The 14325-nt window shown below is 65.0% G+C and carries 14 protein-coding genes; 2 read left to right on the forward strand and 12 right to left on the reverse strand.

The window, feature by feature from the left end; genetic code table 11:
• Positions 1 to 12: 12 nt before the first annotated feature.
• Both I6F31_RS10240 and I6F31_RS10245 read right to left on the reverse strand, forming a co-directional pair.
• On the reverse strand, positions 13 to 792 hold the full coding sequence (locus tag I6F31_RS10240) for a lipolytic enzyme (RefSeq protein ID WP_036020422.1): 780 nt from the start codon (positions 790 to 792) through the stop codon (positions 13 to 15).
• Complete coding sequence (locus tag I6F31_RS10245; protein WP_035996371.1) at positions 792 to 2048, reverse strand: OpgC domain-containing protein; 1257 nt, start codon at positions 2046 to 2048, stop codon at positions 792 to 794. The genes I6F31_RS10240 and I6F31_RS10245 overlap by 1 nt, the downstream gene beginning before the upstream one ends.
• A 195-nt stretch (positions 2049 to 2243) precedes the next feature.
• Between I6F31_RS10245 and apaG the strand changes: the two genes are divergently transcribed.
• Positions 2244 to 2636, forward strand: a complete 393-nt coding sequence (gene apaG / locus I6F31_RS10250; protein WP_024337101.1) for a Co2+/Mg2+ efflux protein ApaG — start codon at positions 2244 to 2246, stop codon at positions 2634 to 2636.
• A gap of 255 nt (positions 2637 to 2891) precedes the next feature.
• On the opposite strand, the gene I6F31_RS10255 is transcribed toward apaG, so the two are convergent.
• From I6F31_RS10255 to I6F31_RS10265, 3 genes are all read right to left on the reverse strand, one after another.
• Positions 2892 to 3899, reverse strand: coding sequence for an Hsp33 family molecular chaperone (locus I6F31_RS10255; RefSeq protein ID WP_109142180.1), 1008 nt, complete (start codon positions 3897 to 3899; stop codon positions 2892 to 2894).
• Between the two features lie 278 nt (positions 3900 to 4177).
• On the reverse strand, positions 4178 to 5113 hold the full coding sequence (gene argF, locus I6F31_RS10260) for an ornithine carbamoyltransferase (protein WP_036001658.1): 936 nt from the start codon (positions 5111 to 5113) through the stop codon (positions 4178 to 4180).
• Entirely contained in the window at positions 5113 to 6321 is a 1209-nt protein-coding gene (locus I6F31_RS10265) for an aspartate aminotransferase family protein (protein ID WP_225128474.1), read from the reverse strand. Before I6F31_RS10265 ends, argF begins: the two co-directional genes overlap by 1 nt.
• A gap of 459 nt (positions 6322 to 6780) precedes the next feature.
• On the opposite strand from I6F31_RS10265, the gene I6F31_RS10270 reads away from it, so the two are divergent.
• A complete protein-coding gene (locus I6F31_RS10270) occupies positions 6781 to 7293 on the forward strand; it encodes a GcrA family cell cycle regulator (RefSeq protein ID WP_036001664.1) in 513 nt (170 codons plus the stop codon).
• Between the two features lie 312 nt (positions 7294 to 7605).
• Here I6F31_RS10270 and phoB read toward each other — a convergent pair whose 3' ends face one another.
• The 7 genes from phoB to I6F31_RS10305 all read right to left on the reverse strand — a co-directional run bounded on the left by phoB (position 7606) and on the right by I6F31_RS10305 (position 14312).
• The gene (gene phoB / locus I6F31_RS10275; protein WP_008143479.1) at positions 7606 to 8313 is read right to left on the reverse strand and encodes a phosphate regulon transcriptional regulator PhoB; all 708 of its coding nucleotides are present in this window, start codon (positions 8311 to 8313) and stop codon (positions 7606 to 7608) included.
• A gap of 22 nt (positions 8314 to 8335) precedes the next feature.
• Positions 8336 to 9052 carry a phosphate signaling complex protein PhoU gene (phoU, locus tag I6F31_RS10280; RefSeq protein ID WP_036001670.1) on the reverse strand — a complete coding sequence of 239 codons (717 nt, stop codon included), beginning with the start codon at positions 9050 to 9052 and terminating at the stop codon, positions 8336 to 8338.
• A gap of 11 nt (positions 9053 to 9063) precedes the next feature.
• Positions 9064 to 9885, reverse strand: a complete 822-nt coding sequence (gene pstB / locus I6F31_RS10285; RefSeq protein ID WP_036001673.1) for a phosphate ABC transporter ATP-binding protein PstB — start codon at positions 9883 to 9885, stop codon at positions 9064 to 9066.
• Complete coding sequence (pstA, locus tag I6F31_RS10290; protein WP_036001676.1) at positions 9882 to 10727, reverse strand: phosphate ABC transporter permease PstA; 846 nt, start codon at positions 10725 to 10727, stop codon at positions 9882 to 9884. Before pstA ends, pstB begins: the two co-directional genes overlap by 4 nt.
• 4 nt (positions 10728 to 10731) lie before the next feature.
• Entirely contained in the window at positions 10732 to 11721 is a 990-nt protein-coding gene (gene pstC / locus I6F31_RS10295; RefSeq protein ID WP_036001678.1) for a phosphate ABC transporter permease subunit PstC, read from the reverse strand.
• 135 nt (positions 11722 to 11856) lie between these two features.
• Positions 11857 to 12870, reverse strand: a complete 1014-nt coding sequence (gene pstS / locus I6F31_RS10300; protein WP_036001732.1) for a phosphate ABC transporter substrate-binding protein PstS — start codon at positions 12868 to 12870, stop codon at positions 11857 to 11859.
• 149 nt (positions 12871 to 13019) lie between these two features.
• Entirely contained in the window at positions 13020 to 14312 is a 1293-nt protein-coding gene (locus I6F31_RS10305) for an ATP-binding protein (protein ID WP_057028454.1), read from the reverse strand.
• Positions 14313 to 14325 lie beyond the last annotated feature (13 nt).

A 14325-nucleotide genomic window follows, 5' to 3' on the forward strand; every position in this document is an offset into this window, starting at 1 on the left:
TAACGCTACACCTCAATTTTGCTGCTGGGCCGGCTCCAGATGGGCAGCGTCAATCACGAACTGTGCCAACGCCCGGCCAAGGCAATCATGGACCTGCTTCGCCAGCTCAGGCCCGCGGGACGGGTTGAACAGGTCGAACTGACCCTGTTCATTCCACTGCCGCATGATCGCGAAACGATCGAACAGCGGGATGTCGTGCTCCTGTGCCACGACGCGCATATTATCGAGAAAAGGCTGCGCCGAGATCATGGTCTCGGTGCGCGGGCTATATTGCAAATTCATCAAGACGACGTCCGCCCCTGCCTTTTGCAACGCAACAACCCCGTCGGTCACCGCGCTACGAAATTCGTCGGGATCGATGGATCGGATAGCATCCACGGTCCCGGTCTGCCAGATGACCAAAGTAGGCGTTTTTGCTTCCATCAGCTTAACGAAGGTGGACGCGGTCTCCTCTGCCGTTTTCTTGCTCTGTATTTCTACGGAGACGTGCACCGGCTCGGAGGGCGGCAGTTTCTCCTTGAGGATCGCCTCCATGCGCGCCGGATAGGAGCTGCTCTCCGACGAGGGAATCGTGGTCGAGCGGCTGCCGATCACCAGGATGTCGAGCGGTTTGCCGGCCTTGATCGCCTCGGCGACCTTGGGCAGCTGGCTTTCGCTGGTCAACAGATAGGACGGCAGTTCGCAGGCCGCAGGCATAGGGGATGCGGCAGACGCGGCATCGCCCGCGCGCGCCGTGGGCGCGGCGAGGTTACCGCATAGCAGGACCAGGCTCAGGAGAACCTTCGCCTTCATCAGCCCCCTCCCGCCAGATCGGCGTTGCCGACGGCGTTTTTGGTTTTCGCACCGCTCTTGTCAGCCACACGCTTGTACCACGAAATGACCCAGGCCACCCCCCACATGATCAGGACTCCGGAGAGGCTAATCAACGCATGCATGACCGGCCCGCCGGAGATTTCGGCGAGGACGAAATGGCCGGCAAAGGCCAGGAAGACGCCGAGGCAGAAGATCTCGAGCGAATGCTGACCACATAGAATCAATGGTCGTAGCCAGCGCGATTTCAAGCCCGGCCAATCGCGGGGCAGGAAGCGTACGGTCAGCGCCGCCAGCGCCAGGAAGTGCGCGAAGCGCAGCACGTCGAGGTCGGTCTTGTCAATCGGATACATCCATTGTTCGATCTGCTTCGGCATGAACTGGGAGAGCTGGGGCACGTACCAGGTCAAGGTCACGTAGAACGCCGCGATGAGATAGGCGATCGAGATCCACATCGTCACGGGCGAGGCCAGGATGCCCGACATGCGACGCGCACCTCCGAGCGCGCACCAGGCACCAAACACGAACAGCAATTGCCAGGCGAACGGATTGAAGGCCCAGAAGCCGTTCGGATAGGCCGACAGGTAAAGGTCGTACTCCCAGGTCACCGCGTAGAGCAGGACCGACAGCCCGAGCGTGACGTCCGGCCGCCATTTCATCGACCACAGGATCAGAGGCAGCGCCAGCATCAGCACGATGTAGAGCGGCAGCACGTCCATGTTGACGGGACGGAAGCGCAGCAGCAGCGCCTGCACGATGACGACGTCGGGCTGCTTGAGGAAGTCCATGATGCCCATCTCTTCGGTGTAGAGCGGGTTCTCGAACCTGGTCGCGACATAGGAGATCTCGGCGAGGAAGATCGTGAACAGGAAGACGTGGGCGACGTAGATCTGCCAGACCCGGCGCAGGATGCGCGCGGTGGCGATGAGAACGCCGCTCTCCAGCATGGCCCGGCCATAGACGAAGGCCGCGGTGTAGCCGGAGATGAAGATGAAGATCTCGGTGGCGTCGCTGAGGCCGTAATTGCGGATCGTGAACCAGGTCAGCAGACTGGGCGGCAGATGGTCGATGAAGATCAGCCACAGCGCGAGGCCGCGGAACAGATCGAGCCGGAGCTCGCGCTCGCCGATGGCGGGCAGCGTGATGGCCGGCGCTGCGGCGCGCGCCTTGGTCCCTGCGGGCTTGGCGCCCGCGGTTCCTGCGATGGTCGATCCCGTCACTTGGTCGGCAATGGTCATCGGGGCCTGGAAACCCTTCCGCAAATCGCGACGTTGAAGCAGTGTAATGGTCCGGCTGTCGTCTCGCAAAGCGTCCGGATCACATCAGGGTGTCTCCCTCGATGGTGTGCTTTCCCGCCAATTCTGGCGGGACGATGTCGCCAAGGCGCCCGCGGGGGTTTGGTTCCCGGGGCGGATTTCGGTATGATGACAGCCATGTACCGCGCCGTGACCCGCCAGATCGAAGTGACCGTCGAGCCGAACTTTGTTCCGGAGCAATCGTCGGCCGACCGCTCGCGCTACTTCTGGTCCTACACCATCGTCATCACCAATTCGGGCGAGGAGACCGTGCAGCTCAAGACGCGGCACTGGATCATCACCGATGCCTCCGGCCGCCAGCAGGAGGTGAAGGGCGAAGGCGTGGTCGGCGAGCAGCCGATCCTCGCCCCCGGCGAGCGCTTCGAATACACCTCCGGCGTGCCGCTCTCGACCGCCTCGGGCTTCATGACCGGCCGCTACCAGATGGTCAGCGAGACCGGCGAACGCTTCGAGATCGATGTGCCGACGTTTTCGCTGGACAGCCCCGACAACAAGCGCGTGTTGAATTAGAGAGGCGAGTTCGCCGTAACACTCACAACTGTCATGCCCCGGCTTGCCGCCTTCGCTAAAGCTCCGGCGGGCCGAGCACCCGCGTGGCCGCGGCGTAGCCTTGGCGGAGACGGGACCGGGCATCCAGTACGCCGCGGCCTCTCGTTTCGATCAGCATCGTCTCGGAGTACTGGATCGCCCGATCAAGTCGGGCGATGACACCGCGCGTGTGGCACTGCTCCACTCGACATTGCGAGTGCAGCGACGCGGGTAGGCTCAGGCGTCCTCGACGCCCGCCTCGTGCGGCGTGAACTGATACACCGACGAGCAGAACTCGCAGGTGACGACGACCTTGTCGTCCTTGACCATGGCGGCGCGGTCGTCGTGCGAGAAGCTCTTGAGCATCGCGGCGACCGCATCGCGCGAGCAGGAGCACCGCGCCTCGAGCACCTGCGGATTGAACACGCGCACACCGCGCTCGTGGAAGAGGCGGTAGAGCAACCGCTCGCCGGAGAGCTCGGGATCGATCAGCTCGACGTCTTCGACCGTCTCGATCAGCGAGCGTGCCTCGACCCAGGCATCGTCTTCCGCGACGCTGTGCACCTCGGTGCCGTCGGGCGCATCGCCGGGATGCAAGTCCGCCTGCCGCGCGCGCTCCGGCGCCTTCGGCAGAAATTGCATCAGCATGCCGCCGGCGCGCCAGCGATGCTTGCCGCCGTCGCTCGAGCGCCACTCCTCGCCGACCGCGAGGCGCACGCGCGTCGGGATCTGCTCGGAGCGCAGGAAATATTCGTGGGCGGCGTCTTCCAGGCTGCCGCCGTCGAGCGCAACCAGGCCCTGGTAACGGCTCATGTCGGGGCCCTGGTCGATGGTCATGGCGAGATGGCCGCGGCCGAGCAGCGTGCCGGAATCCTTGGCCGTGCCCAGGCGCGAGGCGTCAAAGCGCGCATAGGCGCGCAGGCGGTCCGGGGCCTTGTAGTCGACCACCAGGAACGACACCGGACCGTCGGTCTGGGCCTGAAGAATGAAGCGGCCCTCGAATTTCAGCGTCGAGCCGAGCAGCGTCGTCAGCACGATGGCCTCGCCGAGCAGCTTGCCCACGGCTGCGGGATAATCGTGCTTGGTGAGGATGTCGTCGAGCGCGGGGCCAAGCCGCACCAGGCGCCCGCGCACGTCAAGCGCGTCGACCTCGTAAGGCAGCACGGCGTCATCGATCGGAACCGATGATGGCGCGCGAACCGGGCCTTCAGGCCCGGTGTTCATGTCAGGAGACTGGGAAACCATGGCGCTTTATCTGGGGTCGGAGGGCGGAAATGGAAGGGGGCGCGTTCCGGCTGCGATGAGGGTGCACAACGCTACAGCAAGCTCGGTGTCGTCCCGGGGCGCGCAACGCGCGAGCCCGGGACCCATAACCACAGGACCACGTCATCGAGCGAGATGGCAACTCCGAGTCTTCGCCAAACGACTTCCTGTGGTTATGGGTCCCGGATCTGCGCGCGCTTTTGGCGCGCTTGTCCGGGACGACAATTGCGTGTGAGGCCGCAGCCGGGCTTCCAGCGCGCCTACTTCACCGCGTCGAAGCACCAGGCCAAGATGCCCTTCTGCGCGTGCAGGCGGTTTTCGGCCTCATCGAACACGACCGATTGCGGCCCGTCGATCACCTCGTCGGTGACCTCCTCGCCGCGATGGGCCGGCAGGCAATGCATGAACAGCGCATCTCGCTTCGCCAGCGACATCAGCTTGGCATTGACCTGGTAGGGCTTGAGCACGTTGTGGCGGTGCTCGCCCTCCTTGTCGCCCATCGACACCCAGGTGTCGGTGACGACGCAATCGGCGCCGCGCACGGCGGCTTCCGGATCGGTGCCGAGCACGATCGGCGCGCCCGTCGCCTTGATCCAGTCGCGCATGGCCTTTTTCGGTGCGAGCTCCGGCGGCGTTGCGACATTGAGCTGGAATTTGAAGCGCTCGGCGGCATGGGCCCAGGACGCCAGCACGTTGTTGTCGTCGCCGGTCCAGGCCACCGTCTTGCCCTCGATCGGGCCGCGATGTTCCTCATAGGTCATGAGGTCGGCCATCACCTGGCAGGGATGCGAACGCCGCGTCAGGCCGTTGATGACGGGCACGGTGGCGTTGGCCGCAAGCTCCAGCAGCGCATCATGGTTGAGGATGCGGATCATGATGGCGTCGACATAGCGCGACAGAACCCGCGCGGTGTCGGCGATGGTCTCGCCGCGGCCGAGCTGCATCTCGGCGCCGGTGAGCATGATCGCCTCGCCGCCGAGCTGGCGCATGCCGACGTCGAACGAGACGCGGGTGCGGGTCGAGGGACGCTCGAAGATCATCGCCAGCGTCTTGCCTTCGAGCGGCCTGACCGGCTGCTGCGCCTTCTGCTTCGCCTTCATCGCCGAAGAGGCGGCGAGCATGCTCTTGAGCTCCGAGAGCGGCAGCTCGTTGATGTCCAGGAAGTGCTTGGGAGCTTTGTTGGGCGTCGTGCTCATCAGCTTGCCGCCCGCTTGGTCTGGCTGGAGGAGATCGCAGCGCAGGCGCGCTCTAACCGGCCGACGCTGTCCTCGATCTCCGCTTCCGTGACGATCAGGGGCGGCAGGAAGCGCACGACATTGTCGCCGGCCCCGACGGTGAGCAGCTTTTCGGCGCGCAGCGCCGCGACGAGATCGCCCGAGGGCACCACCGCCTTGATACCGATCAGCAGGCCCTCGCCGCGCACCTCGCTGACGACATCAGGATGACGATCGATCACGGAGGCGAGCTTCTGCTTGAGCAGCAGCGACATCTTCTGCACGTGGTCGAAGAAGCCGGGCTTGAGCATGACGTCGAGCATGGCATTGGCAGCCGAGATCGCGAGCGGATTGCCGCCGAAGGTCGAGCCGTGCGAGCCGGGCCCCATGCCGGCCGCCGCGTCCGCGGTCGCCAGCACCGCGCCGATCGGAAAGCCGCCGCCGAGCGCCTTGGCGAGCGACATCACGTCCGGTGTGACGCCGGTGCGCTTGTAGGCAAAGAGCTCGCCAGTGCGGCCCATGCCGGTCTGCACCTCGTCGAAGGCGAGCAACAGGCCGCGCTCGTTACAGAGTTCGCGCAGCGCCCTCAGGAAGGCGTGAGGTGCAGAACGAACGCCACCCTCGCCCTGGATCGGCTCGATGAGAATGCCGGCGGTGTGCGGACCGATCGCCTTCTTCACGGCGTCGAGATCGCCGTGCGGCACCTGATCGAAGCCGTCCATCGGCGGACCGAAGCCCTCGAGATATTTCGCAGAGCCGGTGGCGGCGAGCGTCGCCAGCGTGCGGCCATGGAAGGCACCCTCGAAGGTGATCATGCGGTAACGTTCCGGATGCCCCTTGGAGAAGTGATGGTGGCGCACCAGCTTGATCACGCCTTCCAGCGCCTCGGCGCCGGAATTGCAGAAGAACACGAAGTCCGCAAAGCTCTCATTGCAGAGGCGGCTTGCGAGCTTCTCGCCGTCAGGGCTCTGGAACAGGTTCGACATGTGCCAGAGCTTGGTCGCCTGCTCCTGCAACGCCTTGACCAGCGCGGGATGGACATGGCCGAGCGCATTCACCGCGACACCCGAGGTGAAATCGAGATAGCGATCGCCGTTGGTCGCGATCAGCCAGCAGCCTTCGCCGCGCTCGAAACCGAGGTCGGCCCTGGCGAAAACGGGGAGCAAATGCGGCGCTGCGCTGTTAGTCATGACGTCACTTGAATGTTGCGGACGGTGTGAGGCATGCATTGCGCGACGCACCATCGACCGGCCCCGGAAAACGAAACGTGCCGCCTTTTAAGGGCGGCACGTGGCACTATCTTATGCCTGGCAAGACGGGTGTCAATGCCGCCCGGAAAGCCTCGCGAAACGCTGATTCCGTAGTCTTGCGGTGCCGATTTTGCGGGTTTTTCACCACGGAACATGTGGAAGCGAGTCGGCGGACTCTTGCGCGGGAGTCACGCCATATTGTAGCGTTTGGACTGTCAGATACGACATCTCGTGCAGCAGTTCTGATCCCAGAAGTCCTCATGTACCGGCGTAAACGTTCGGGCGTCTTGAGCGCGCCCGGCGAGCCTTAAGGGATTCTGACGGCACGGGTTTTTCAAGGCTAAAGCATTCGCTGCGAAGGCCCCAGGATGGCAGGCGCGCAGCGAGGGAAAGGGTGCAATGACGGTTTTGACCTGGTCCGATGATCGCGTCGAGCAGCTGAAGAAGCTCTGGGAGGCCGGACTTTCGGCCAGCCAGATCGCGGCGGAGCTCGGCAATGTGACCCGCAATGCCGTGATCGGCAAGGTGCACCGGCTCGGCCTGTCCGGCCGCGCCAAGAGCCCTTCATCGGCAGCGCCGCGGCCGCGCAAGGCACGGCCCGCGCAGCATATGATGCGGGTGACCCGCCCCGTCGCGCGCGGCAACACCGCGTTGGCGCAGGCCTTCGAGGTCGAGTTGGAAGCCGAGCCGGTTACCTACGACAACGTGGTGCCGATGAGCCAGCGGCTGTCGCTGCTGGAATTGAACGAGGCGACCTGCCACTGGCCGGTCGGCGATCCCTCGAGCCCGGATTTCTTCTTCTGCGGCGGCAAGGCGCTCTCCGGCCTGCCCTATTGTGCCCAGCATTCGCGCGTGGCCTATCAGCCCGCAGCGGATCGCCGTCGCGCAGCACCGAAACCGGGCACGCGGTGAGCTTGCGGAATTCCCTGATCGCCAAGCTTTGATCGCCAAGCTTGATCGCCAAGCTTGATCGCCAAGACTGCAGCCGTCACACGATGACGGCTCCCAATCGCTCGGTGTCATCCCCGCGAATGCGGGATCCATAACCGCGGGGCGCAATCGTTGCGCGAGATGGTCACTCCGAGTCTTCGCCAAACCACGTCCTGTGGCTAATCGCGAAGAGCGCAAGCGCTCGCGCTGAGATCCCGGGCTCACGCTGCGCGCGCCCCGGGATGACGGCCGAGATCGGCGCCGCAGTTCGCCAAACCAGCTGTCGCTGGCGCCTTACGTCTGCTCAGCCTTCGCGAAGCGATCGTCCAGCGCGTAGCCGGCGCCGCGGACGGTGCGGATCGGGTCCTGCTCGCGGCCAAGATTGAGCAGCTTGCGCAGGCGGCCGATATGGACGTCGACGGTGCGCTCGTCGATGTAGATGTCGCGGCCCCAGACGCTGTCGAGCAGCTGCTCGCGCGAGAACACGCGGCCGGGATGCTCCAGGAAGAACTCCAGCAGGCGATATTCGGTCGGACCGAGATCGATCGGCCGGCCCGAGCGCGCCACGCGGCGCTTGTCGCGGTCGAGCTCGATATCGCCATAGGCGAGCACGGTGGCGAGGCGCTCGGGACTCGCACGCCTGAGCAGGCCCTTCACGCGCGCAAGCAGCTCCGGCACCGAGAACGGCTTGACGATATAATCATCCGCGCCGGTCGCGAGCCCGCGCACCCGTTCGCTCTCCTCGCCGCGCGCGGTGAGCATGATGATCGGCAGCTGCTTGGTCTCGGGGCGGGTCCGAAGCCGCCGGCACAGCTCGATGCCTGACAGGCCCGGCAGCATCCAGTCGAGCACGATCAGATCGGGAATGTGCTCCTTGAGGCGGGTGTCGGCGTCATCGCCGCGCATCACCGTCTCGACGTCATAGCCGTCGCCTTCGAGGTTGTAGCGAAGAAGCTCGGTGAGAGCTTCCTCGTCCTCAACCACCATAATGCGTGCGCCCATGTGGTCGTAGCTCCTTAAGTCGTCAGGTGTTCGGCACCGTCGTGGCGAAGGTCGTCATGTCGCCCTTCGGCCGCTTGTCGGTGATCGCCTGGCCCTCGATCATGTAGAACACGGTCTCGGCGATGTTGGTGGCGTGGTCGCCGATCCGCTCGATGTTCTTGGCACAGAACATCAGGTGGATGCAGAACGAGATGTTGCGCGGATCCTCCATCATGTAGGTGAGGAGCTCGCGGAACAGCGAGGTGCAGATGGCGTCGACTTCTTCGTCGCCCTTCCACACCGCCATCGCCGCCGGCAGGTCGTGCGCGGCATAGGCGTCCAGCACCGACTTGACCTGCTGCTGCACGAGGTCGGTCATGTGCTCCAGGCCGCGGAACAGCTTGAGCGGATGGAAATCCGTCTCCAGCGCCGCGACGCGCTTGCCCATGTTCTTGGCGAGATCGCCGATGCGCTCGAGATCGGTCGCAACGCGCATCGCGCCGACGATCTCGCGCAGGTCGACGGCCATCGGCTGGCGGCGGGCGATGGTGAGCACGGCGCGCTCCTCGATGCGCTTCTGCAGCGCGTCGAGCTCGACGTCGGTGGCGACGACGCGCTGGCCGAGCGCGACGTCGCGGCGGATCAGCGCGTCGACGGAATCGACGATCATGCGCTCGGCGATGCCGCCCATCTCGGCGACCAGGCGGGTGAGCTCCTGAAGGTCGCTGTCGAAAGCCTTTACGGTATGTTCAGAACCCATGTTCCGTCTCCTCAGCCGAACCGGCCGGTGATGTAATCCTGCGTGCGCCGATCGCTCGGCGACGTGAAGATCTTGCTGGTGTCGTCGAACTCAATCAACTCGCCGAGATACATGAAGGCGGTCTTGTCGGAAACGCGCGCCGCCTGCTGCATGTTGTGGGTGACGATCGCGATCGTGTAGTTCTCGGACAATTCCTGGATCAGCTCCTCGACCTTGGCGGTCGAGATCGGGTCGAGCGCCGAGCAGGGCTCGTCAAACAGGATCACCTCGGGCCGCACCGCGACGGTGCGGGCGATGCAGAGGCGCTGCTGCTGGCCGCCGGAGAGCGACAGGCCGGAGGCATTGAGCTTGTCCTTGACCTCGTTCCACAGCGCGCCACCGCGCAGCGCCTTCTCGACGCGGTCGTCCATCTCGGACTTGGAGATCTTCTCATAGAGACGAATGCCGAAGGCGATGTTCTCGTAGATCGTCATCGGGAACGGCGTCGGCTTCTGGAACACCATGCCGACCCGGGCGCGGAGCAGGTTGAGGTCGAGCTTGGGGTCGAGGATGTTGGTATGGTCGAGCAACAGCTGACCGTCGGCGCGCTGGCCCGGATAGAGGTCGTACATCCGGTTGAAGATGCGCAGCAGGGTGGACTTGCCGCAGCCGGACGGGCCGATGAACGCCGTGACGCGGTTGGTGCCGAGCGCCAGGTTGATGTTCTTCAGCGCGTGGTGGTCGCCGTAGTAGAAGTTGAGGTTGCGCGCCGTGACCTTGGCGGGCGCCTCGGGCAGGGGCTGCGAGCCGGGATGAACGGTCGGTGCGCTGACGGAAACAGACATTTCACTCATTTTGCAGTCCTCTCGGCGCCAAGGATGCGCGCGCCAATGTTAAGGGCAAGCACGGTCAGGGTGATCAACAGCGCGCCGCTCCAGGCGAGTTGCTTCCAATACTCGTAGGGGCTCTGCACGAAGTTGTTGATGGTGACAGGCAGGTTCGCCATCGTCTTGTTCAGGCCGAGGCTGAAGAACTGGTTCGATAGTGCCGTGAACAACAGCGGCGCGGTCTCGCCGGCGACGCGGGCGGTCGCCAGCAGCACGCCGGTGATGAGGCCGGAGCGCGCGGCACGATAGGCGATACGCTTGATCACCAGCGAGCGCGGCAGGCCGAGCGCGCTGGCAGCTTCGCGCAACGGATTCGGCACCAGCAGTAGCATGTCTTCGGTGGTGCGCACGACGACCGGGATCACGATGACGGCAAGCGCCAGCGCGCCCGCAATCGCCGAGAAGCCGCGCATCGGCACCACCACCGCGCCATAGATGAAGAGGCCGATGATGATCGAGGGTGCCGACAGGAGAATGTCGTTGATGAACCGGATCACCGAGGTCAGCTTGTCGTTGCGGCCGTACTCGGCGAGATAGGTGCCGGCGAACAGGCCGAGCGGCGCGCCGATGCCGACGCCGATCACGGTCATGATCAACGAGCCGACGATGGCGTTGCGCAGGCCGCCCTCGGTCGATCCGGGCGGCGGCGTGTCAGCTGTGAAGACCTGGAGGTTGAGCCCGGCCAGGCCGTTGTAGAGCAGCGTGACCAGGATCAGCGCGAGCCAGGTGACGCCGAAGGCGGCGGCTGCGATGCAGAGGCCGCGAATGACGATGTCCCAGCGGCGGCGGCGCGAATAGATCGGGTTCATGGCTTCACTTCCCGGCCTTGGTTTCGAGGCGCAGCAGCATCAAACGGGCGGCAGCGAGCACGAAGAACGTCAGCACGAACAGCAGGAGGCCGAGCAGGATCAGGCCGGACTGGTGCAGGCCGTCGCTCTCGGCAAATTCGGAGGCGATCGCCGCCGAAATCGTCGTGCCCGGCGCGAAGATCGACGAGGAGATCCGGAACGAGTTGCCGATGATGAAGGTCACCGCCATGGTCTCGCCGAGCGCCCGGCCCAGCGCCAGCATGACGCCGCCGATGATGCCGACGCGGGTGTAGGGGATCACCACGCTGCGGACGACCTCCCAGGTGGTGCAGCCGACGCCGTAGGCGGCTTCCTTCAGCACCGGCGGCACCGTCTTGAACACGTCGACCGAAATCGAGGTGATGAAGGGCAGCACCATGATGGCGAGGATCAGCGCGGCGTTGAACAGGCTGAGATAGGACGGGGGCCCTGCGAAGATCGCGCCCAGCACGGGGACGCCGTCGAACACCCTGATCATGAAAGGCTGGAAGGTGTTGGCCAGGAACGGGCCGAGCACGAAGAAGCCCCACATGCCGTAGATGATCGAGGGGATGCCGGCGAGCAGCTCAACCGCCATGCCGATCGGGCGCCGCAGCCATTGCGGGCAGAGCTCGGTGAGGAAGATCGCAATGCCGAGACCGACGGGAATGGCGATCAGCATCGCGATGAAGGAGGTGACGAGCGTGCCGTAGATCGGCCCGAGCGCGCCGAGCACCGGCGGATCGGCCGAGGGCGCCCAGCGCTGCGTCCACAGGAAGGAGATGCCGAACTCCTGGATCGCCGGGAAGGCGCCGACGATCAGCGAGATGATGATGCCGCCGAGGATCAGCAGCACCGAGATCGCGGACAACCGCGTGATCCAGTAGAAGGTGACGTCGCCGAGCTTGAACGCGCTCAAGGCCTTGGCGCGATCATATGGACCGGCAGCATCAATCACATTGCTCTCAACAGCCATCTCAGCCACGCCGATCCCCTATACTCGTTTTATGTACGCTTGTTGTTGGTGGCGCGCTCCGGATGCGGCAGGAGGCCGATCCGGAGCGGAGATCTTGCAGCGTCCCGGAACCGTGTCCGGGACACATATAGCGCCTTAGCTCTTGATCTCGGCAGCCCAGGTCTTCTCGATCTGCTGGACGACGCTGTCCGGCATCGGAATGTAGTCGAGCTCCTCGGCCATCTTGCCGCCGTTCTTGAAGGCCCAGCGGAAGAACTTGATCGCTTCCTGCGCGGCCGCCTTGTCGGTGGCGGACTTGTGCATCAGGATGAAGGTCGCCGCCGTGATCGGCCAGGACTTCTCGCCGGGCTGCTCGGTCAGGATGACGTAATAGCCGGGAGCCTTGGACCAATCGGCGTTGGAGGCGGCCGCCTGGAAGGCCTCGACGGTCGGCTGCACCGGCTTGCCGGCCTTGTTGACGAGACCGGTGTGGGTGAGCTTGTTCTGCTTGGCATAGGCGTATTCGACATAGCCGATCGAGTTCTTGGTCTGGCTGATGTTGCCCGACACGCCTTCGTTGCCCTTGGCGCCGACGCCGACCGGCCACTCGACCGCGGTGCCCTCGCCGACCTTGCTCTTCCAGTCCGCGCTGGCCTTGGAGAGATAGTTGGTGAAGTTGAAGGTGGTGCCCGAGCCGTCCGAACGACGGACCACGGTGATGGCCTCTGACGGCAGCTTCGCGTTGGGATTGAGCTTCTTGATCGCGGCATCGTCCCACTTGGTGATCTTGCCGAGATAGATGTTGGCCAGGGTCTCGCCGTCGAAAACCAGCTCGCCCGGCTTCACGCCCTCGATATTGACGACGGGGACGATGGCACCCATCACCATCGGCCACTGGACGAGGCCGTCCTTCTCGAGCTGCTCGGCCTTGAGCGGCGCGTCGGTGGCGCCGAAGGTCACGGTCTTGGCCTGGATCTGCTTGATGCCACCACCCGAGCCGATCGACTGGTAGTTCAGACCGTTGCCGGTCTCCTTTTTGTAGGCGTCAGCCCACTTCGAATAGATCGGGAACGGGAACGTCGCGCCGGCACCGGTGATGTCGGCCGCAAAGGCTACCGTCGTCGATGCGGCGACCAAGCCGGCAGCGACCATGGTTTTGAGGAAATTCATGCTGGTCTCCATACAGGGGAGCGAAGCGCCATCCGCGCCCGATCGCGCTCCCCGCGCCGCCGCTTTAGGGGCGGTCGGCTGTGCTTTTACGAAGGTTTCGTGACAGTTGGATGACGACACCAAGCAATTGAAATTGCTTGCGTTTCCGATCAAGCCGGAGTCTTGATCTGGGGAAAACAGGCGGTGAAGGTGGCGCCCTGCCTGGGCACGCTTTCGATCAAAAGGCGGCCGCGATGACGGTTAAGGATATGTTTCACCAACGATAACCCGAGCCCGGTGCCGCCTTGCGAGCGGCTGTCGCCGACGTCGACCCGATAGAAGCGCTCGGTCAGCCGCGGCAGGTGCTCCGGCGCGATGCCCGGGCCGAAATCGCGGACCATGACCCGCATTTCCTGAGTTCCGTCAGCGGCGGCGCTCGAGGTCAGCGACACGATGACGCGCCCGCCGGAGGCGCCGTATTTGAGCGCGTTCTCGATCAGGTTCTCGAACAGGCGGAGCAGCTCCTCGCGGTCCCCCGCGATCATCACCGGCGGCTCCGGCAGGTGGATGTCCACCTCGACCTGACGCTCGCGCGCCAGCGGCTCGAGCCCGTCGGCGACCTGGCGGATGATCGGGACGAGATCGACCAGGGTGTCGGGCCGGACATGGGCCGACAGCTCGACCCGCGACAGCGACAAGAGATCGTCGATCAGGCGCGCCATGCGCGTGGCCTGGTTGTGCATGATGCCGAGAAAGCGCTCGCGCGCCTTGGGATCGTCCTTGGCCTGGCCCTGTAGCGTATCGATGAAGCCCGACAGCGCCGCCAGCGGCGTGCGCAGCTCGTGGCTGGCATTGGCGACGAAGTCGGCGCGCATCTCCTCGACCCGGCGCAGCGGCGTCTGGTCGTGGAAGGTCATCAGCATGCATTTGTCGGCGCCGCCGAAGCTGGTCGGCACCGGCACCGGCGTGATGATCAGCTCCATCCAGCGATCGACCGGAACATGATCGAGATAGGTCGCGCGCCGCGGCTCGGTGGTTGCGATGGCCTCGCGCAGCGCGGTGATGATCTCCGGCGAGCGCAGCGCGAACTGGGCGAGCTCGTTCTTGCGCAGCGCCGGCGCGAGCTGGGCGGCGGCGGCGTTGAGGTGGATGACGCGGCCGGCCCGGTCGAGCAGCACCGCCGGGTCCGGCATGCCGGCGACCACCGCGGCCACCGCCGCGCTCTCGACCGGGTTGATGCGTCTGACGTCGTCGCGGGAGGTGGCGGGATCGTGCAGCCGCCACGGGATCAAGGCAGCCGCCGCGATGCAGAGGAACACGATTGCAGCGTGCAGCGCCGACAATTCGCCGAGCGAGACCACGACGGACAGCGCCAGCGCCGCGGCGATCAGGATGATGGTCGAGTGCCGCAGCCGATCGGACCAGGGCTGGGCGGAGGGAGAAGAGGGGGCGTCGATCGCCATCGGGGCGGACTTC

Origin of the sequence: Bradyrhizobium sp. NBAIM01 (assembly GCF_020194115.1) — a bacterium.
Lineage (GTDB): Bacteria > Pseudomonadota > Alphaproteobacteria > Rhizobiales > Xanthobacteraceae > Bradyrhizobium > Bradyrhizobium yuanmingense.